Here is a 20426-nt window from a genome sequence, read left to right as displayed (position 1 = left end):
ATCAATATATTTTTTGAATATTTTATATATTTTTTATTTTCATTACAAGGCGAATAAACTGAATATTTATTCCGTAGTTCACAATCTAATGGAAAGCGAGTAACCAGAATTATTTAACCCTCCACCGCTTTCCATCAATAGCACGTAATGTGTAAAATGTGATATCTGATACATCAGATGAAACCTTATGTTTTTATTATAATCACTATGTTTGGCTTGTCAACCAATTATGATAAAATTCCTAATTTTCAAATTTGGCATAAATTAAGATTATAGGACCATAGGAAAAGGGCTATGATGTACAATCATAGCCCTTTTATTAAATGACCTGAAAGTACTAGCAGTATTAGGAAATAAAGTATTTATTATCGCTCCTAGAAACAATGGAACAACCATCATTCCACCTGGAATACGACCAAGTGTTCTTTGATTTCCATCTACATTCCCCTTAAATTTCTTGCTTCATAATATTTGTTAGTTTTCCTAATTTTTCAATCTCGATCGTCACTTTATCTCCATCCTTTAACCAGACCCGTTCTTCAGGAGGATAGCCTAGTATTACGCCTTCAGGAGTTCCTGTTAAAATAATATCCCCAGGTACTAACGTCATATATTGAGAGATATAGCTAACAATCTCAGCACAAGAAAAAATCATATCGGATGTATTGGAGTCTTGTCTTATTTCATCGTTAACATAGCTTTTGATATATAATTGATTCGGATTACCGACCTCATCTGAAGTAACAAGATAAGGACCTAATGGGCTAAAACCATCGCTTGTTTTTCCCAACAACCATTGTTGTGTTCGAAACTGTAGATCCCTTGCAGATAAATCATTTACAGCACAGTATCCAAATACATAATCCAGCGAATTATCAATACTCACTCTTTTTGCCTCTTTACCAATTACAATTACTAATTCAGCTTCATAGTCTACTTGACTAGAGTTAAAAGGTAATAATATTTCATCTCCGTTTGCAGAGACCGTGTTAGAAAATTTATTAAATAGGATTGGATATTCTGGTATCGGAGCATTTGTTTCTTCAGCATGCTTTCTATAATTAAGACCAACGCAAATGATTTTCCCTGGATTTGGAATACAAGGACCGATTTTAATAGCTTCTTCATCTAAAAATAATCGCTCATTTTCAATCTCTGATGCTTTTGAAACCAATTCGTTTAGCTTATTGATAGCGCTATCATTTCCTTGGATAATATTATTGATTGTAAATTGATTCTCTTGTTCAAAATAAAGAGACGCTTTTAGAACATCAAGTACTCCTCTTTCAGTTTTTACTCCAACTCTTAATTCATTATCTTTTTCAAAAGTTAATAGTTTCATCATGTTCACCTTTCTTTTTTATGCTAATTTACCGGAAACAACTCCACCATCAATATATAGTGGGGATCCCATCATAAACTTTGATTCATCGGAGGCAAGGAAAAGAGCAGCTTTTGCTACATCTTCTGGACGTCCTACTTCTTCACTAAGCTGACGTTTTTTAATTGTATTAAAAGCTTCTTCCAGATTATCGTAAGATTTACTTAAATAGTCCTCTACAAAAGGCGTAAGTATTGTTCCAGGAAGCAATGCGTTAATCCGAATATTGTACGCAGCATAATCTACTTGCATAGATTTTGTGAGGGCAAGCACTGCTCCTTTGGATGCAGAATAGACTGTTCTTCTCATAAGTCCAATTTCAGCTACACAAGAGGACATATTAATAATGCTTCCTTCCTTCCTCTTCATCATATGACTGATTACATATTTACTTGGTAAAAATACACCCTTCACATTAACATTGATAACTCTATCCCATGTATCCTCATCTAGTTCATGGGCAGCACCTACACCAGAAATTCCTGCATTATTAAAGAGGATATCGATTTTTCCATGATCAGAAATAATCTTATTTACCATATTTTCAACTTCAATTGCATTCGTTACATCGGTTTTGATAAAAAAGGCTTCACCGTTATTGTTGGTAATTTCTCGAACTGTTTCCATTCCTTGCGTTTCATTAATATCATTTACAATAACTGTTGCTCCCTCTTGCGCAAACAACAAAGCTGTACTTTTTCCGATACCTGATCCTGCACCTGTAATTAAAGCAACTTTATTAATTAACTTCATTACATTACTCCTTCCTTATATCCAAAATAGGCTGATATTCGATTTGCTAAATCTAATATTTCCTCTTCAGCAACAAATTGTTTTTCTTCCCATTTACTTTCTAGCATAGTAACGCTTACTGCGGCTATTATACGGTTATTAAAATCATAAATAGGTGCAGCAACACAATGAAAGCCCGCAACTGCTTCTCCCTTATCAAGCATAACTCCCTTACTTTTCCCGGTTTGAATGTCTCTCCATAATTGATCAACATTTTCCAGTGTGTACTTTGATAGTTTTTCAAAGGTAACATCTTTAAACAAATGAGCTAGCTCATCAAAATTGTGATTTAATAACTGTGTTTTACCTAAGCCAGTTGCATATGCAGGTAACCTACTACCTGGAGCTGTAACCATTTGTACGAGAGATGAATTCATTTCTCTAGCTAGATATACATTGTAAACACCTTCAAGTTTCCCTAATTGAATGGTTTCATCTAATTTTTTCACAGAAACCTTCGCTTCTTTATGAAATACTTTAATTACATTTAAATTCGAGTAATACGGGGAAGCTAGAATTCCTAAAGTATGCCCAATGGAGTATGTATCATCCTCCTCTTTTACCACCCATTCGAGGCTTTCCAACGTTTGAAGTAAAGAGTAAAGGGAACTCTTATTTATTCCTGAATTATGAGAAAGACCAATTAAGCGATAATGTGCGGGTCTAGATGCAATTAGATTAAGTATTATATTTGCTCTCTCAATTGCTGGAACCCAATACTTTTTTTCAGACAAACAAATTTCCTCCTCTTAGTAATGGTTTACTATAATAAACTAAATATTAAATAATAAACTACAATATTTATTGTAATAATCACAATTTTAAAAATCAATACATTTATGGGTATTTTCCGAAAATATTTATTATTATAATTACTGATATGAAAATACTTATAATCATCCTTTTACTATTGGTTATTTATTCTACAAAATTAAAAGAGGACTATATATATATGAACCTCCTAGTCCTCTTTCAATTTATAATAGCTACATTATTGTTACTCTCTATCTTCTTTAAGTTGATCTCTCGTACTTATCACTTTCATTTCAAGATTTTTAACTTTTCCTTTATACTCTTTTAACAGTTTATCCTGATAACTTCGTTCAGCCTCCAACACTGCTCTATCTCATAGTTGTCTTATTCTGATACTCATTAATGATAAAGAATCATGAATTGCCAGTTATTATTGATGATTCGACAAAATTTTAAGATAATAATGTTAATCAATCTTTATAAAAAAGGGGTACCTATTTTTCCTAAGTTTCAGAATATGGGGTGAAACAATGAATTTACTTTCTCTTCGTTATTTTATTGAAGTTGCCAAGATGTTAAATTTTACAGAAGCATCCAGAAAACTGCATGTCTCACAACCTGGAATTAGCCAACAAATCTATATTCTTGAGGAACAGCTCGGGGTAAAACTTCTTCATCGTACAACGAGAAAAGTAGAGCTGACAGAGGAAGGTAAATATTTATTCGAAAAAGTAGCCCCTTCCTTTGACCAAATCGAAACTACAGTCTCAAATATCATGGATGCAACCACAATGCCAAACATGATTAAAGTTGCAACTACGCCTTCAGCTGCTAGTCTCTATTTGCCTAAATTAATGAGGAGTATACATGAACAATTTCCAAACACCGAATTTATTATTAAAGAGACAACCTCTGCACATGTAACCGAACTCGTCAAAAGTAGAGAATACCATATTGGTTTTATTCGAACACAGGTTAACTTCCATTCAATCCATCAAGAGGGAATTGAGTATTTAGAGCTTGAACGGTCTCCGCTTTGGGCAGTTGTGTCAGCAAATCATAAGCTTGCTTCTCGCAAAAAGATTGCTTTAAAAGATCTGAAAGATGATTTCTTTTTACATTACGATTCGGTACAGGCACCAGCTCTCCATCAATTGCTCCAAACAGCATGTGAAGCAGCGGGCTTTACCCCAAAAACAATTTGCAGCGGTTCAGAGTTGTTGACAATCGCGAATCTTGTTTCGAATAATTTCGGAGTTACATTGCTGCCGATGGATATGTTCCGACTAATCGAATCTCAAGAGGTGACATGTATAGAATTAGAAGATATCCAGCTGGAGAGCTCTATCTCAGCTGTTTGGGAAGAAGGCCCTTACATAAGGAGAAACATAAAATACATGGTGGAGCTACTCGCCGATCTAAAAATCTATTTATAATCATAGTAATTAAACATGGCCGATTTATATCTCTTCGTTATCAATATATAAGAAACCTGTATTTCTCAATTGAATAATGGTTTGTTAGGATTTCAGTATACTGTGAATGAAGGGGTAGATCATATGGAAAAAGTGTTAAGAGATTTTGAGATTGTCGTATATGGCCTTGGACCAATAGGAATGGAAATTTTAAAAAAGTGCGAAGAGCATTTGCAGGGAAAAGTAATTGGAGCCGTCGATATCGATCCAAATAAGGTTGGGAAAGATATCGGCGAACTAATAGATATAGAAAAACGGGGCATACGGGTAGTAAATTCCATACAAGAAGTAAAAGTAAAAAGTGATCATCCTCGTATCGCTATTCATGCGACTGGATCAAATTTGCGCACCGTTTGGCCTCAAATTAAAGATTTAATAGACTCTGGATTTTCAGTAGTTTCTACTTGTGAACAACTTTCTTATCCATGGCATCGTTATCCGGAATTGGCAAAGGAAATCGATGGCTATGCCGCTGAAAAAGGGGTATCTGTCATCGGAACAGGTGTTAATCCGGGGTATGTTATGGATACGCTCGTATTAAGCTTAACATCTGTTCTAAGTGATATCTCCTCTATACGAGTAACCCGTCGTGTCGACGTGAAAAAGCGCCGCCTGCCACTACAGAAAAAAGTCGGAGTCGGAATGACAGAAGAAGAGTTTAATAATCTTGCTGCAGAAGGAAAACTCGGCCACGTTGGCCTTGAAGAATCACTCCGTCTTCTTGCTGCCGGTCTTAATTTCGAACTCGAAGAAGTAGAAAATTCTATCTGTCCGAAATTGACAGACGAGGCGTTTTCATTGCCTCATTTTGATGTGAAAGCTGGAGAAGTAATCGGACTTCACCAGGTGTCCAAGGCTTTTACAAAAGATGGAAGAAAGATCGAACTTGACCTTGTTATGGCCACTTCAGTTGAGGAATCAGAAGATGCGATAGAAATCAATGGAGACATGAAACAAAGACTTGTAGTTCCAGGCGGAATTTTCGGCGACTCAGCAACAGCATCCATCATTATCAACACAGCCAAAACAGTTGCTCTGGACATAAAGCCAGGACTTCAAACGATGAAAGACATCAAGTTGACAAGAAGTATTCACCTCTAAAATAACATAAAAGAGAAGAGTTTCTTAATTTGTGTTAGATGAGAGAGAAGAAAAATGTTCAGATAAATGTTTCTCTTTTCTTATTTTAATTTCCCTAACGGCAATCAAACAACCAAAAAAGAACGTAAGGAGATCACAGTTCTTCTCACTGAAAAACATGTGATCTCCTTTTATCTTATACTCATGCAGTGTTTGGCTGTTTCGTTTGATTTTTAATCCAATCTTCCTGACGAAACTCTTTTTCCCACTTCGCAACAACAATACACGCAAGAACGTGTCCAGGTGTATTACATGCAGTACGTGCCATATCCAGAACACGGTCAATTCCTGCGATAATTGCGACTCCTTCAGCAGGAAGGCCGACAGCTGTGGCGGTAGCTAAGAGTACCACAAGTGAACCGGATGGAACAGCAGCGATTCCTTTAGATGTTACAACAAGAACGCCCATTAAAATCAACTGTTGCCCAAAATCCATCGGGATGCCGAATGCTTGCGCTAAGAAAATCGCGCATACAGAAAGATACAATGTCGATCCATCGCAGTTCAATGATAATCCGGATGGAATAACAAATGAAACAACACGTTTCGAACAACCGTATTCTTCCATTCTTTTCATCAGCTGCGGTAAAATGGTTTCGGTACTTGTTGTAGAGAAAGCAATAAGAAACAAATCCCATACCATCCTAAATACTTTAAAGTAAGGAATTTTGAGGAAGAAAGCAATAAGCGGAAACAAACCAAAAATAATAATGGCAAGTCCAAGATATACAACACCAATCAACTTGGCCATTGGTATTAATAGGACTAAACCATACTGACCTACAGAGGCTGCCATAAGAGCAAGCACACCAATAGGTGCGGTTGTCATAACCATCTGTGTTAACTTAAACATAATATTTGCAACTGACTCCATAAATTTCATCGTAGGCTCTGATGCTTTACCTACTGCTCCAGCGGCCATACCAAACAAAATAGCGAAGAATAGGACAGCTAATAAATCATTTCTTGCCATTGCATCAACAATGTTGCTTGGAATGATGTTAACGAGCATGGTTTTAAAGTCAATAACCTTGGAAACGCTTTCATCTAATGCCCCAATATCTTTTTGGGTAAGTTGAGAAAAGTTAAGTCCTTCACCGGGCTTTAATACGTTAGCAAGGAAAAGACCAATAGCTAGAATAACTGTGGTAATAACCTCAAACCAAATAATTGTTTTAAGACCTAATGAGCCCATTTTTTTCTTGTTCCCACCACCTGATGATCCAATTACAATGGTAGTAAAAACAATCGGGACAACAATCATTTTTATAAGATTAATAAAGGCTGTCCCAATTGGTTTTAAAGCTTGTCCGAATTCAGGAAAAAAGTGCCCGATAAGAGCTCCAATGAACAATGCAATTAAAACTTGAAAAGCAAAAAACTTTTTCATAGATGATCCTCCCTGCCTAATTTTATTTTAAAAATTATGTATACTTTCTTTCTAACAATTATTGATAGACTTTCCACAAACACCCCCCAAGTGAGATTTTTTTGAATATATAGTAAACACTTTAGCATTTTTCAATGATTAAGTTAAATAATAAATAAAGATAGAATTATAAGATAGGATTATTAATCCTTCTATTTCCCACTGTATTATGAACTTAACAATATAAATCTATTTATTTTAAGATCATTATCCTTCTTGTTTTTTCTCATCCCTTATAACCTTGATTTCTAATCAAAGCTCTCTGATTAACCCGAATAGACTAACTCCTCTATCACTTTAGTTAAATAATATTAAAAAAGAAAAAATATAAAATATATATTGACAATTCCATTTTCTAGATGTAAAGTTTGATTCATATTAAAAATACTTCTTATCAAGAGAGGTGGAGGGACTGGCCCTGCGAAGCCTCGGCAACGGACAATTTGTACCGTGCCAATTCCAGCAAGTAATCTTGAGAGATAAGAAGGGGATAATAGAACTGACCTTCTACCCTCTTCTGTCTGAAGAGGGTTTTTATATTTTCTAGCTGCAGCGCCTACCCCCTCGAGGTCACAAGCCAATCCTCCCAGAAAGGTAAAGTACACCTTTCCGAGAGGCTCGCCTTGTGCTTGTCGGGGGTGACCGAGGCGCTTCCGCTTTTATATTTTCATAAAATAATATTTTCTTATCCAGAGAGGTGGAGGGACTGGCCCTATGAAACCTCGGCAGCGGACATGTGTACCGTGCCAATTCCAGCAAGCCAATAAAAGCTTGGGAGATAAGAACACTTTTAAGTACATATGTTGTGCATATGACTTTGTGTCCTTCTTCTTCCATGGAGAAGGACTTTTTTTATGGAAAAAGCGAAAGGAGATCAAACAAATGATAGAGTTTCAAAATCTAATTAAGGTGTATAACAGCGGCGGCAAGCAAGTTCATGCCTTAAATAACATCAATTTAAAAATTAACAAGGGGGAAATCTACGGTGTGGTTGGATTCAGCGGCGCCGGAAAAAGCTCGTTGATTCGCTGCGTAAATTTCCTTGAACGCCCAACGTCGGGGAAGGTCATTGTCGCCGGGCAGGACTTAACGGCCCTTACAGAAAGGCAAATCCGTGAAGTGAAGAAACATATCGGCATGATTTTCCAGCACTTTAATCTACTCAACTCGAAAACAGTATTTGCCAACGTAGCTATGCCGCTTGTTTTAAGTAAAACGCCAAAGGAGCAAATTAAAAAGCGCGTCACAGAACTGCTTGAATTCGTCGGCTTAGGCGATAAAGCTGATGTCTATCCAGATCAGCTTTCCGGCGGGCAAAAGCAGCGGGTTGGCATTGCCAGAGCCTTGGCAACGCAACCTTCGATTCTCCTTTGCGATGAGGCTACCTCTGCGCTGGATCCGCAGACAACCAGCTCCATCCTGGATCTGCTGAAAAAAATAAACAAAGAATACAATATCACCATTTTAATGATTACTCATGAAATGTCCGTCATTCGGGAAATTTGCAACCGCGTAGCCGTCATGGAGGCAGGAAAAGTGATTGAAGAAGGAACCGTTTTTGATGTCTTTTCTGCACCAAAAACGCAAACCGCCCAAAATTTTGTCAGCACTGTCATGCATGATCAAATTCCTGAATCGATTCTCAACATGATTGAAAATAATCAAGCGTCAAATAACATTTTCCGCCTCACTTTTGTCGGACAGTCAACGGGAAAACCGTTTTTATCACAGCTAGCCAAAAAGCTGGATATTGATATCAATGTGTTATTCGGCAGCATCACTGAGCTTCAGGGCATCCCTTTTGGCAATCTAATTGTGGAAATCCAAGGGGCCGAATCAGAAGTCAAGCGCGCGTTAACGTATTTGCAGGCGAAACAAATCAGCTTCAAGGAAGTGACATCCCATGCTAGTTAATTCAGATTTGATCATCAAAGCCGTCATTCAAACGATTCAAATGGTCGGCTTCTCATTCATCTTTTCAATTGTTCTTGGGCTGCCGCTGGGCATTCTGCTTTTCGTCACCCGCAAAGGGCAAATACTTGAAAATCAGCCGTTTTTCGCAGTCTTAAATGCAATCATTAATATTTTCCGTTCCGTCCCGTTCATTATTTTGCTAGTAGCGATCATCCCGGTTACCCGGTTTATCGTCGGAACATCCATTGGCACATCGGCCGCGATTGTACCGCTTGTTTTCTACGCAGGACCTTATATTGCGAGATTAGTAGAAAGCTCGCTGCTTGAGGTGGACGAAGGCGTGCTGGAAGCCGCCAACGCCATGGGGGCTACTCCCTTCCAGACGATTTTTAGATTCTTGCTTCCGGAAGCACTTAGCTCATTAGTCGTGAATTTTACGATTGCGACAATCGGTCTGATTGGCGCATCCGCCATGGCGGGCACCGTCGGCGGCGGCGGAATTGGCGACCTGGCCATTACCTATGGCTATCAGCGCTTTGATACCACAACGATGATCATTACCGTTGTCATTCTGATTGTGATGGTCCAAGGCCTGCAGTCGTTTGGCAACATTTTATCGAAAAAAATACGAAGAAGATAATCAAGGAGGAAACTTATCATGAAAAAATTAGCACTATCTATTCTATTACTGGCATTAGTCGTGTTTACGGCTGCATGTTCGAGCAGTTCAAGTGGAAAAGAAACAAAAACAATCAAAATTGGCATTACCGGCACAGACACGCGCACCTGGGACTATGTGGCTGAAAAAGCAGCCAAAGAAGGGATTGACATTGAACTTATCTCATTCGGTGATTATGTTCTGCCAAACACAGCACTTGCTGAAGGCGAATTGGATGCTAACTCATTCCAGACCGTTGCATACTTTGACCAATTTATTAAAGAACATAAACTAGACCTGGTACCGATTGCGACAACCTATCTTGCTCCAATGGCTATTTACTCAGAAAAACTTAAGGATGTAAAAGATATCAAAGACGGTGCAAAAATTGCTTTACCAAACGATGTATCTAACCAAGGAAGAGCCCTTCTACTGTTGCAAGAGGCTGGACTGATCAAACTAGTCGATAATTATGACGGCCTTGGCACGATCGAACAAAGCGTGATTGAAAATCCGAAGAATATTGAATTGATCCCTACAGCTCCTGCTCAAATCCCGAGAGCCTTGCCTGATGTAGATGCCGGTTTAATTAATAACGGATTTGCAAGAGATGCAGGATTGAATCCAATCAAGGACTCTATTTTCCATGAAAGCGAAACAGCGATTGACTACCTAAACATTATTGCGGTGAACAAAAAAGACAAAGACAACAAAACCTTACAACGCATCGCTGAGCTGTTCCAGCAGGAAGATACAGCTGATTACATCAACAAAGAATTTGGCGGTACGCTGATTCCAACCTTTGTTCCGCTAGAGAAAATTGGCTGGTAATAACCAAACACATTGAGGGAAATGCATCTTTCCCTCTTTTACATTAAAAAGGAGGAAAAATCATGACCAATGTTATCACTAATTTAAGCGAAGTGATCATAGCCAATATCGATGCCAATAAAGAGGGCTATATCGAAACAAGTCACCAGATTCATGCGAATCCGGAGATCGGCAATGAAGAATTTTTCGCCTCTGAACAATTAACTAAAATCCTTGAAGACGAAGGTTTTACCGTTGAAAAAGATGTAGCTGGCCATAAAACCGCTTTTGTTGCCCATTATCAGTCTGAAAAGCCAGGTCCTTCCATTGCTTTTTTAGCTGAATATGACGCGCTGCCTGGTCTGGGCCATGCTTGCGGCCATAATATCATCGGCACTTTGAGCGTGGCTGCAGCGGTCGGATTAAGCAAGGTGATTGATGAGACTGGCGGCGAGGCAGTGGTCTTTGGAACGCCTGCCGAAGAAGGCGGCCCGAATGGAAGCGCGAAAGGAAGCTTTGTGAAACATGGATTAGTCGAGGGAATCGATGTAGCGATGATGATCCATCCGCAGGGAAAAACGAGCCTTACCTCTCCTTCTCTGGCTGTAGATCCGCTTGATTTTGAATTCATCGGAAGATCAGCACACGCGGCTGCGGCACCTCACAAAGGCATTAATGCTCTCGATGCTGTCATTCAGCTGTTCAACGGCATCAATGCTCTGCGCCAGCATGTCACCGATGATGTCCGCATTCATGGCATCATCACACATGGCGGCGATGCGCCAAACATCGTTCCAGAATATGCCAAGGCAAGATTCTTTATCCGTGCAGCGACAAGAACGCGGCTAAATGAAGTCACCAAGCGAGTGAAGGCCATCGCTGAAGGCGCAGCCCTCGCTACAGGTGCGAAGCTCAATGTCATCGCCTTCCAGAATGAAGTCGATCATTTGCTGTTAAATGATGCATTCAACGCGGTATTTAAAGAAGTCATTGAAGAATTGGGAGAAACCGTTGCGGACGTAAGAGAAGGAATTGGCTCTACCGACGCCGGCAACATCAGCCAAGTCGTGCCAACCATTCATCCATATATTAAAATTGGCGCAGATGACCTTGTTCCTCACACTGTGCCATTTAGAGAAGCAGCAGCGTCTGAACGGGGCGACCAGGCTCTGATCACCGGCGCTAAAGCGCTCGGCCTCACCGCCTTGCGCTTAATCACTGAACCCCAGCTGCTCGATGAAATCAAAGACGAATTCAAACAAAGAAAAGCAGCAGAACATGCGAAGTAAAGACAGACCCTTCAAGTATGATTACTTGAGGGGATTTTTAGTATTAATCTTTTGGAAACAATGTTTCTATGAATAAACGTTCTTTTCTTTGTTTCTTCTATTATTTCTTTCTTCTTCGTTTTTCTTATACTGCGGCTATCTGGGAGAGAAATAGAAACTTTTATTAAAAATACTTTGGCCAAAATCAATAACAGACGGTAAATAATTTAAATAGAGTGAACTATAACATTTTTGGTTCCAATTATATTAGATATGTACGGAAGACTATTAATCTTTGAATATATGCACTTTTCATTGCTTTTTTTAATCTGAATCTCTGATTGATATTTTAAATTAAATAAATATCATTCTATTTGATCAGTCACACACTCTTGTTTTGTGTGTTTTACAATATATATTTTAATTGTTTTATATGTTTTAATTGTTTTCGGAGCCTTTGAGCCCTTATGTACCAAGGGTTTCAGCGTTTAACTATAACAAAAATGGTTTTAACTATAACGTTTTTGGTTCTAAACATAACAAAAATGGTTCTAACTATAACGTTTTTGGCCCCTTAATTATAACAAAAACGGTCCCAACTATAACAAAAATGGTTCATCTATAACATTTTTGGTTTCAACTATAACAAAAATGGTCCTGGTTATAATATCTTCAGTTCTTCGCATTATGAATGTTATGAACTATAACAAATTTGGTTTCACTGCATTAACTGGAGATTAACTATAACATTTCTGGTTCCAGCAGCATTCTTGAAAGAAAAGCTATCATTTTCCTGAGATCCACGAGCAATTATAAGGAATCAACTATAACATTTTTGGTCCCTCCCATTTCAAAAACGAATGAACTATAACAAAAATGGTCCCTATTAATTGCTATCCTCTATAAAAATTACCAAGTATAACAAAAAAACTCTTTTGTTATACTTAAAACTTTGTCATAATTAGTCGTATAGGAAGGAGGGAATTTGGTGTATACTGCTGAACTAGTAGAAGCCAGTACGAGCAATCTTGTAACCAAATCGAATTTACTTATCGAAGCGAATTACAAGCTTGGAGTCGTAGAGCAAAAAATCATCCTCTGTTTGGCCAGCAATATCCAGACGAGTGATTCGGATTTTAAAACCTATACATTGCCTATTAAACAATTTACTAATTTACTAGGATTAAAAGGAAAGCCGAAATATACAGAGTTAAAACAGATTACGAAAAACTTGATGCAAAAAGTGTTTGAAGTCCGCATCGATAAGAAGTTAATTCAGGTTTCGTGGATCAGCTATGTCGCTTATAACGAATCAGAGGGCACTGTTGATTTAAGGTTTGATCCTTTTTTACGTCCATACTTGCTGGAACTGAAAAGAGAATTCACAAGTTACAGGCTGGAAAATGTCGTAAAGCTGAAGAGTTCCTATGCCATCCGGATTTATGAGCTGTTGAAACAATACGAAAAGATCCAGGAGAGAACGATCAGCATAATCAAACTACGGGAAATGCTTGGTGCGGAGGATATTTACCCTGCATATGGAAACTTTAAGCAGCGTGTATTGCTTCCAGCACAAAAAGAACTCAAAAAGAAAACAGATATCTCCTTCCAAATTGAAGAAATTAAAGTAGGGCGTAGAGTAGAAAAAGTAAAATTCATCATCCATCCAGAAAAGAAGAAAAAAACCGATCAGCAACTAAGCCTATTCGAAAGCCAATTAGAAGAGTTTCAGCTACCCAATTCCTTCTCGGAAAGAGTAAAAAAGCTTGGGTTACAGTTGGGCATTCAGCTATCGAATGAAATCATTCAGTCTTGGGAAAAGTTTGGGGAAGAAAATGTTTTGCTGCTAATGGAAAAAATGCAGGAAAGAACAGACATAGCCAATCCAATTGGGTACATAACCACGGTTTTAAACGCCTCGCATGCAAAGTCACAAGTAGCCAGTACCTCTGAAGACCAAATGTTTTTGCCGTATTTGATTTCATATTTCCGCAAATCAAAAGAGTCTTATCCAAATTGGTTTATTGTCGATAAAGCCATTGAAGAACTGCAGTCACAATTTCAACTGGAGCCCGATGAAGCGAATTCAGCCTTTCAAAAAATTAAGAGCGAGTTGTTTGAAATATTAGGAGTTGCTGAGCATTCAAGCGAACAGCTTTCAAAAGAAGCAGCAAGCCAAAAGAAAATGGAATTAAAAGAAATTCTTGCGCAATTAAAAAAGAGTCAGGAAAAATGAACTATAACAAAAATGGTTCTTCCTTTAATATCAAATCAGCTAATAATTACAGAAGGGGCTCACACCAACGAAAATCCGGTTGATGTTAGTCCCTTTTTGTAAGTTCCTTTCGTTTTCGAAAAATGTTGTTAAGCCAGCCTTTTCACTGCATGCCGTTCTTCAATACGCTTTTCAATCTTTTCCATCGCCTTTTTATCTTTCAATAGATCCCGTTTATTTTCCTCAATAAGGTCCTTTAATGTTTTAAAATCTTTACGCATTGCCCTCCAGCTCACTTTCTGTTCATTTATCTGAATATTCTATACTACAATGATACCCCAAAAATAGATGGGATAAACTCGGGATATATGAAAGTTGTGTGAAGTTTTTCAATATTAAGAGTATTTCAATCTAAGAAATAGGGGAATACGAGGGTAATTGTCTTAATTAAAACAAGGATTTACTTAGAAAAAGGCTCGGTTAAAGTTTGTTATTGATTATCTTATTTAAGTAAAGGAAGATGAATGGAGAAGTATTTTCGACCATGTGGGAGATGATAAAATGGATTCAATCAAAAATAACGATCCACTTGTTATATCGTTTGTACGTGCCGTTCAAACAGGTAACGTGGATGCATTACGACGTCTTTTAGACGAAGTTCCAGGCTTGGCCTCAAAAAGAGCCACGGACAACAAAGGGAGTTCTCGTACTGCTTTGCACGTTGTTACAGATTGGCCTGGATACTTTCCTAACGGACCAATGATAGTAAAGATGCTGATTGATGCAGGAGCTGACCCAAACGCACCAATCATTGGTGGTCGGTTCTCGGAAACACCACTGCATTGGGCGGCCAGCAGTGACGATATGGATGTGGCGGCTGCGTTGATTGATGGGGGAGCCGACATGGAAGTACTGGGTGGCTCAATCGGTGGTGGCACCCCTTTAGACAATGCAGTGGGTTATGGATGTTGGAACGTTGCTAGGCTTCTAGTACAGCGAGGTGCTCGTGTGGACAAACTTTGGCATGCGGCAGCTCTGGGGATGATGTTTCTTGTAGAGGAACTCATTGCTTCCCATCCGTCACCGACAGCTGATGACATCACCGAGGCTTTCTGGCATGCGTGCAATGGAGGCCAGCGTCGTGTCGCCGAGTTTCTCCTCTCCAAAGGAGCCGACATCAATGGGGGATCTGATTACACGGATCAGATGCCACTCGATGCGGTAGGTTCTCTTGACACTCGGAGGGATATCATGGTTTCCTGGCTGAAAAGCAAAGGTGCGAAATTGTCTAAGCAGGTTGATCATTTTGTTCTAAAATCAACAACAAATAAGATCAAAGCCTAGAAAAAAGTTTTTTTCCCGCAATATTAACATAAGGGCGGCCGCACAGCGGACCTCACCGCCCTCGATTCATGTTTGTGCGTGATTCGCACAGGAAGTCTCTTCCTTATCAATACCCATAAATAAACTTTCTTGATAACAATTGTCCAGCAGCAAACACTAATTCCTTTTGCTGATCTACTGTATCCACTTGACGGTTATCCGGTTTGATCATTTTTAATCCGCCATCCGTATCCACAAATTGACCGCAATCCTTGTCATTTATCGTTTCTGATGCCACTGCTTCTAAATCGGGAGGTGTTAACAAGTAAAAATCATGACAATAAGGGAGGTAGTCAGTCCATTGCTTATCTGTTACTAAATCCCCTTTCGATGCTTTCACATCAAAAATGACAATTTGCGACTCGTTATAAGCGAAAATATCGGCTTTTTTCCCGTTTGGGAGGGTAAACTCAGCCACAGCGATAAATCCACGCTGATGGAGCCATTTTAGGGCTTTATCCTGTAAATCTTTATGACGCTTTAAATTGATAGTGGAAAGAAAATCGGAAACCTCGGCCATCTCCCTATAAGAATGAACCGTTTTCTTTTTCATGGCTCTTAATTCCTTTTCAATGGTTAACCTTTTCTCTCTAATTTCCTTCAATTCATTTTTTACTCTTTTTATAGCTTCGTTCATTGGCTCGTTAAGGGCAGACGGGAGCTTGTATTTGCCGTCTTCTGGAACATCCACCCAAGGTGTTAATTGTTTCATTCTTTGTATGTCCTTGTCTGGATTCCAACGATATTCAAGCCCACGTTGATGACTTGACTTCAATTCATCTACAAAAGCATTAAAATCGATTAAAAAGTAAACATAAGCTTCTTCATCATAAACAATGATTCTCTTTTTCTTTAAATCGCGCTGCCAGTTAGCATTTACCCTCTTCGCTAACACCAGCTTCCCTTCATACAGCCCCAAGTATTCGATCAAAAAGGAGTAAACAGGCTCCGTATACTTTTTAAAAAGATTAATCTTTTCCTCCATCGCCTTTTTTAACTGCAAGAATTCCATTTCTTTTTCACGAAGCAATTGATCTGTATTCTCTAAATCCAACAAGATGAGATCGGCATTTTCCTTAAATTCAGCGATTCTTTTTCTTTTCTCTGCTAATCCGTTGATGAGGATCTGGAGCTCATCTCTTGTTGTTTCTTCCGTAACCACTGATAGTATTTCAATTATTCCAGCCCAATCGGCCTTTTTGAAAAACTGAGCAAGAGGCAAGCTTTTTAATCCCATCAGCATGAACCGGTTGCAATGTTCTTCTTCTAAATGTTCATTCGCCAAATGAAGCATCCTTTTGAAACGGGACAACCTTTTGGCCTGATCAAGCGAGACGGGATAAAGATTCGGCACTTCCGAAACCCTTAAACCGCTATTTAAATCGGCTAAAATACGTTTACTAAGCACGTCGCTTCCTGTGATTGTTGCTTTCATATAACCTCCTAAGTGTACGGTACACCTTTTAGGAAGATTATATACTTTCATAGATGGTTATTCAATTATGTACTTAGAAGGTTGGGTTATTCTTACTCCTGCGCGCTTCCGCTTGCTCGCTAACCTCGCTGCGAGGCTGTGTCCCCTTAAAACATATGAATTAACATATAACCTAATTATGTATGATTTATATTTTCGGGCGGGAACAGGCTACCGCCCATAATATAAGGGCGAGAACCAGTACGAGTTGGATTTTCATCAAACTTTTTCTTCAGTTTACGAATGTATCCTTCACTTACTCCTAGTAGATTAGCTAATTTAACGTTATTTGATGCAGGGTGACGCTTAAGTGCTGCTTTAAGCTGCCAAAGTTTGTCCTTCGTTTTCTCTTGTTGTTCCGTTATATACTCTTTTCTACTTACAGATCCGTTCTTTTCTCTATAAGCCCTTTTGTCCCTGTTACGTTTCCGCCTTAGCTTTTCGTCAGCATCGATAATCGTCCGCAAATGCTGCTGCTCTTCTGGTGTGATATCGAGCTTTTGGATAATGGTCTCATTCTTCAAATTATATCCAGCGCCAGGATAGCCTTTTGCTATGGCTTCCTCATTTGCCTTAGGATCGTTTCTATCCATCCAGGCCTTCTCAGCACTCTTTGTGGCCCTAATGATTTCACTCTCAGGCAATGGATCATTAAATGTACTATTAAATCCCAGTGTTTGAGATAATGATTCATCAGGATCATTTGTGAAGCAGCAACTCCAATATCGATATAAAAAGCAGATAACCTCTCGATACCCAGTTACATTATAATTACGCAGTTCCGCTAATTTAACGATATCTAGTAATCTGGCATAGTGAAGATTTCGGATATTATACATACGGATCACGTTCGACCTACGACGAGACTTGACTGGACGCATTTTATTTAACTCAGGTAGATACTCATTCTGTAAATCTCTTAACACATATCGAGTATCATGCCTATATTGAACAAAAACTTCTCTTCCACTTTTTGAATTGACGCTTCCAGCGACTCTAAAGACCCTTGTTGGATCAATAGAATTTTTGTCGGCCCCAACATATTCCATTTGCCTGTAAAAGTAGTTCTGGATTGCCTTCCACAGCGGTAAGGCTTGGGATGGAACAGGCTCAATCAGCCAAATACAGACAAGTCCCCTTCCCGAAAAAGTAATATAGTTAGGGTCAGGAATCGTTTCCCCAAATACTTCTAGATTTAGTTTTTCTAAAACCCAATGAGGATTGTAATTGAGATTATGACAATCTACATCCACATATAAAGCACTTAATCGCTTGATGTTTTCAATTCTCCTTTGCGGCTTATAAAAGGTATTCTGACTGTAAAAGGTATTCTCGCCTAGCCAATTCGTTAGCTCTGACGCTAATTCCTCAGGTCTAAAGTGACGCTGCCTCCATGTTCCATCTCGTTCTTTCTGGGCAAGCGTTACCCAGCCTGCCGCCTTCTTATGATGAAACATGACATGGCGTTTCGCCTCATAAAGAGTATCATTTTCCACAAGATTCAACTGTTCAATCAAAAAAAGTCCCTCCTAAGAGAAGGACAATCGCAAATTGATATAGAACCATATCATTTATAGAGGGGATGCGATTCCTTCTAGTTGTCCTGAAAAACCCCTGAGCGGCCAAACTCAATAGGGGGTTTCTCTTTTATTACAAAAATACTATTCGATCGTAAAGGCCGTACCTTTCGATGAAATAGTATGACTGAAATTGAGGAAATAAGAAGAATCTTTTTACAAAAAAATGAATGAGGTAATTACGGAGAGATATTATCGTTTTCATTCGACAAAATCCTTTATTATCCTTCAAATTACCCATTTATTTCACAGATTTGTCAGAAATTATAGTTAATATTGACCATTTGTGTTTCCTGTGCTTTTTTTATTATTCGGAATATGCTATCTGTCTTCTGGCGACCCGTAATCTTTTGGTTTGGGTGGGCTTTTGTGGCTAGCTCAGTCGGAAGGCGCCATTGTTTGAGCAGGACGAGTAAGCAGGTGAATTCCGGCAGCGACTACAAATCACATAAAGCCCTGGAGCCCCAGACCATAAGGAAACGGAAGCGCCAGGATGCAGGAACTTTGTTCGAAGAGCAAATACCTTATTATCTAAAAAGAGATGAAACATTCAAAGAAGAAACGTTTATTTCTTCTAATGTTCTTTTATCGGTAGATTCAAATACGCCTTGCGTAGTAGTCTGTATACGTCTTCTCAGCTTCTCCAATCGCACTGATATGGTCATAAAAGCCCTATCCTCAAAAAATTCGCCTCCCTAAATAGTACATAAGAAGGGATATTTACCAACAATCAGAAAAATATAAATATTAATCCCTACCTCCTTTTTCAGTTTCTTAGTCTGATCTATTCATTTTCCAAATAGCGAGAGGAAATATTAAGAGAATTGTAGAATTTCATCCTTGTTTACATAAAGAATTGGAGGGATTAAGAATGAAAAAGGTTTGGAAGGTGTTAAGTTCAACAGCTTTGGCTGCATCTTTATTTGCGGTTCCTACAATGGGTTCAGCTAATCAAGGACCAAGTCCGCAGCAAGGGGAAAATCTATCAATTGAAGGCTTCATTAACTATGAAGAACTCAGTAAGAAACTAGAGCAGATTCAAAAATCGAGCCAAGGAAAAGTAAGTGTTGAAACAGCTGGGTATACGAATCAAGGACGTGGCATTTATAAGGTCTCTGTTGGTCATGGAAAGAAGGTTGTGCTGATCCAGAGTGAAATCCATGGGAATGAGAAAACAGGAACAGTTGCTCTCCTTAACATTCTACAGAATCTTGGATCCAGCAATTCTCCAGAAACGAGAAAAATCTTAGACGAGCTTACAATTGTTGTAATTCCTATGATGAACGTGGATGGTTCTGAGCTGAGCCGCCGCGCAAATGAAATGAATTGGACAGAGGTCGTTGCTAAATTTCCACAACTTTCAAATGCAAAGCCTGCATGGAACTATTATTCCTATCCAGGAATCTGGAATTATGATACGAAACCAGGCTTTGACGTGAACCGAGATTTCAACCCAGACCTGAACTATGTTCCAAAGGCAGAGGATTTTCCGGGAGCATCTAATAAATACGGCTGGTATGTTACACCTGAAGCCCAAACGGTAAGAGATGTATACAAGGACTTGAAGGCGCAGTTTGGAAATGTGGATGTATTCGTTGATCTCCACCACCAAGGATTCCCTTATGTAGAAGGAACGGATGATCGAGTAACGATGTCAATCTCAGGAAAATTCGTTACGAACCCTAACAGTCCTGGCGGTCAAAAGTATGCCGCATACGCAGATAACTTCCATTACGACTTCTCACGCCAATTGAATTTAGCAGCCTATAATGCTTTACAAGCAAAAGGTAATTCAGTTTTTACAAATATTTCATTATATGATCAAAATATTGACCTACCAGGTACTGCTTTAGGTTCATTTGCGTTAAATGGAAGTGGGACAGTTCTTTTTGAAGTAAGCGGCCAAACGCAGACCTTCGGACAAAAGAAGAAAGGCCAATTAGTAAAAACGGTTGAAACAGGTCTTATGGGTATCATTAATGGTGTGGCAGATGAATCTGTCTACCAATTAAATCCTAAAGAATATGAAAACATTCCATTAAGTGTAAGAACGCCAGGAGGTTTGTAAAAAACCTTCTAATATTTTGTTTACTAGCCACCAATTAAAGTTCAATCAATTTAGTGGCTTATAGGGGTAGCGCCAGGAAATCGGATTTA

At 38.8% G+C, this 20426-nt stretch carries 16 protein-coding genes, 1 pseudogene and 2 riboswitches; of the genes and pseudogenes, 9 read left to right on the top strand and 8 right to left on the bottom strand.

What is annotated here, in order from left to right; genetic code table 11:
- Positions 1 to 270 precede the first annotated feature (270 nt).
- The 4 genes and pseudogenes from F7731_RS22095 to F7731_RS22080 all read right to left on the bottom strand — a co-directional run.
- Positions 271 to 414, bottom strand: a pseudogene (locus F7731_RS22095) (2-keto-3-deoxygluconate permease); the annotation flags it as partial.
- A gap of 34 nt (positions 415 to 448) precedes the next feature.
- Positions 449 to 1342: a fumarylacetoacetate hydrolase family protein gene (locus tag F7731_RS22090; RefSeq protein WP_151536964.1), complete on the bottom strand. Its 894-nt coding sequence runs from the start codon at positions 1340 to 1342 to the stop codon at positions 449 to 451.
- 18 nt (positions 1343 to 1360) lie between these two features.
- Positions 1361 to 2134 carry an SDR family NAD(P)-dependent oxidoreductase gene (locus F7731_RS22085; protein WP_151536963.1) on the bottom strand — a complete coding sequence of 258 codons (774 nt, stop codon included), beginning with the start codon at positions 2132 to 2134 and terminating at the stop codon, positions 1361 to 1363.
- Positions 2134 to 2907 (bottom strand): IclR family transcriptional regulator, encoded by a 774-nt coding sequence (locus tag F7731_RS22080; RefSeq protein ID WP_151536962.1) that lies wholly within the window; start codon positions 2905 to 2907, stop codon positions 2134 to 2136. Before F7731_RS22080 ends, F7731_RS22085 begins: the two co-directional genes overlap by 1 nt.
- A gap of 549 nt (positions 2908 to 3456) precedes the next feature.
- Here F7731_RS22080 and F7731_RS22075 point away from each other — a divergent pair.
- Entirely contained in the window at positions 3457 to 4362 is a 906-nt protein-coding gene (locus F7731_RS22075) for a LysR family transcriptional regulator (RefSeq protein WP_151536961.1), read from the top strand.
- Positions 4363 to 4485: 123 nt separating this feature from the next.
- Complete coding sequence (locus F7731_RS22070) at positions 4486 to 5502, top strand: NAD(P)H-dependent amine dehydrogenase family protein (protein ID WP_151536960.1); 1017 nt, start codon at positions 4486 to 4488, stop codon at positions 5500 to 5502.
- A gap of 181 nt (positions 5503 to 5683) precedes the next feature.
- Here the strand turns inward: F7731_RS22070 and F7731_RS22065 are convergent, their stop codons facing one another.
- Entirely contained in the window at positions 5684 to 6931 is a 1248-nt protein-coding gene (locus F7731_RS22065) for a dicarboxylate/amino acid:cation symporter (protein ID WP_151536959.1), read from the bottom strand.
- 427 nt (positions 6932 to 7358) lie between these two features.
- A riboswitch (SAM riboswitch) is annotated at positions 7359 to 7456 on the top strand.
- A gap of 196 nt (positions 7457 to 7652) precedes the next feature.
- A riboswitch (SAM riboswitch) is annotated at positions 7653 to 7755 on the top strand.
- 97 nt (positions 7756 to 7852) lie between these two features.
- On the opposite strand from F7731_RS22065, the gene F7731_RS22060 reads away from it, so the two are divergent.
- From F7731_RS22060 to F7731_RS22040, 5 genes are all read left to right on the top strand, one after another.
- Entirely contained in the window at positions 7853 to 8884 is a 1032-nt protein-coding gene (locus F7731_RS22060; protein ID WP_151536958.1) for a methionine ABC transporter ATP-binding protein, read from the top strand.
- Entirely contained in the window at positions 8874 to 9524 is a 651-nt protein-coding gene (locus tag F7731_RS22055) for a methionine ABC transporter permease (protein ID WP_151536957.1), read from the top strand. Before F7731_RS22060 ends, F7731_RS22055 begins: the two co-directional genes overlap by 11 nt.
- Positions 9525 to 9542: 18 nt before the next feature.
- Entirely contained in the window at positions 9543 to 10373 is an 831-nt protein-coding gene (locus F7731_RS22050; protein WP_151536956.1) for a MetQ/NlpA family ABC transporter substrate-binding protein, read from the top strand.
- Positions 10374 to 10435: 62 nt separating this feature from the next.
- Positions 10436 to 11641, top strand: coding sequence for a M20 family metallopeptidase (locus F7731_RS22045; protein ID WP_151536955.1), 1206 nt, complete (start codon positions 10436 to 10438; stop codon positions 11639 to 11641).
- A gap of 967 nt (positions 11642 to 12608) precedes the next feature.
- Positions 12609 to 13856 carry a replication initiation protein gene (locus F7731_RS22040; RefSeq protein ID WP_151536954.1) on the top strand — a complete coding sequence of 416 codons (1248 nt, stop codon included), beginning with the start codon at positions 12609 to 12611 and terminating at the stop codon, positions 13854 to 13856.
- 128 nt (positions 13857 to 13984) lie between these two features.
- On the opposite strand, the gene F7731_RS22035 is transcribed toward F7731_RS22040, so the two are convergent.
- Positions 13985 to 14116: an FbpB family small basic protein gene (locus F7731_RS22035; RefSeq protein WP_151536953.1), complete on the bottom strand. Its 132-nt coding sequence runs from the start codon at positions 14114 to 14116 to the stop codon at positions 13985 to 13987.
- Between the two features lie 280 nt (positions 14117 to 14396).
- Between F7731_RS22035 and F7731_RS22030 the strand changes: the two genes are divergently transcribed.
- The gene (locus tag F7731_RS22030) at positions 14397 to 15179 is read left to right on the top strand and encodes an ankyrin repeat domain-containing protein (RefSeq protein WP_151536952.1); all 783 of its coding nucleotides are present in this window, start codon (positions 14397 to 14399) and stop codon (positions 15177 to 15179) included.
- A gap of 106 nt (positions 15180 to 15285) precedes the next feature.
- Here F7731_RS22030 and F7731_RS22025 read toward each other — a convergent pair whose 3' ends face one another.
- Together F7731_RS22025 and F7731_RS22020 are read right to left on the bottom strand one after the other, a co-directional pair.
- Positions 15286 to 16653, bottom strand: coding sequence for an MmcB family DNA repair protein (locus tag F7731_RS22025; RefSeq protein WP_170289777.1), 1368 nt, complete (start codon positions 16651 to 16653; stop codon positions 15286 to 15288).
- A gap of 176 nt (positions 16654 to 16829) precedes the next feature.
- On the bottom strand, positions 16830 to 18209 hold the full coding sequence (locus tag F7731_RS22020) for a replication protein (RefSeq protein ID WP_246197389.1): 1380 nt from the start codon (positions 18207 to 18209) through the stop codon (positions 16830 to 16832).
- Between the two features lie 931 nt (positions 18210 to 19140).
- Here F7731_RS22020 and F7731_RS22015 point away from each other — a divergent pair.
- The gene (locus tag F7731_RS22015; RefSeq protein WP_151536950.1) at positions 19141 to 20337 is read left to right on the top strand and encodes a M14 family metallopeptidase; all 1197 of its coding nucleotides are present in this window, start codon (positions 19141 to 19143) and stop codon (positions 20335 to 20337) included.
- Positions 20338 to 20426 lie beyond the last annotated feature (89 nt).

The organism is Cytobacillus depressus (assembly GCF_008923245.1).
Lineage (GTDB): Bacteria > Bacillota > Bacilli > Bacillales > Cytobacillaceae > Cytobacillus > Cytobacillus depressus.
Note: the sequence above shows the minus strand (reverse complement) of the source record. Positions and strands in the feature narration are given on the sequence as shown.

Excerpts from the sequence above, each read along its gene's own strand:
- F7731_RS22025 (WP_170289777.1), bottom strand. The coding sequence starts at position 16,653 with ATGAAAGCAACAATCACAGGAAGCGACGTGCTTAGTAAACGTATTTTA.
- F7731_RS22060 (WP_151536958.1), top strand. The coding sequence starts at position 7,853 with ATGATAGAGTTTCAAAATCTAATTAAGGTGTATAACAGCGGCGGCAAG.
- F7731_RS22055 (WP_151536957.1), top strand. The coding sequence starts at position 8,874 with ATGCTAGTTAATTCAGATTTGATCATCAAAGCCGTCATTCAAACGATT.
- F7731_RS22035 (WP_151536953.1), bottom strand. The coding sequence starts at position 14,116 with ATGCGTAAAGATTTTAAAACATTAAAGGACCTTATTGAGGAAAATAAA.
- F7731_RS22015 (WP_151536950.1), top strand. The coding sequence starts at position 19,141 with ATGAAAAAGGTTTGGAAGGTGTTAAGTTCAACAGCTTTGGCTGCATCT.
- F7731_RS22075 (WP_151536961.1), top strand. The coding sequence starts at position 3,457 with ATGAATTTACTTTCTCTTCGTTATTTTATTGAAGTTGCCAAGATGTTA.
- F7731_RS22070 (WP_151536960.1), top strand. The coding sequence starts at position 4,486 with ATGGAAAAAGTGTTAAGAGATTTTGAGATTGTCGTATATGGCCTTGGA.
- F7731_RS22090 (WP_151536964.1), bottom strand. The coding sequence starts at position 1,342 with ATGAAACTATTAACTTTTGAAAAAGATAATGAATTAAGAGTTGGAGTA.
- F7731_RS22065 (WP_151536959.1), bottom strand. The coding sequence starts at position 6,931 with ATGAAAAAGTTTTTTGCTTTTCAAGTTTTAATTGCATTGTTCATTGGA.
- F7731_RS22085 (WP_151536963.1), bottom strand. The coding sequence starts at position 2,134 with ATGAAGTTAATTAATAAAGTTGCTTTAATTACAGGTGCAGGATCAGGT.
- F7731_RS22045 (WP_151536955.1), top strand. The coding sequence starts at position 10,436 with ATGACCAATGTTATCACTAATTTAAGCGAAGTGATCATAGCCAATATC.
- F7731_RS22030 (WP_151536952.1), top strand. The coding sequence starts at position 14,397 with ATGGATTCAATCAAAAATAACGATCCACTTGTTATATCGTTTGTACGT.
- F7731_RS22050 (WP_151536956.1), top strand. The coding sequence starts at position 9,543 with ATGAAAAAATTAGCACTATCTATTCTATTACTGGCATTAGTCGTGTTT.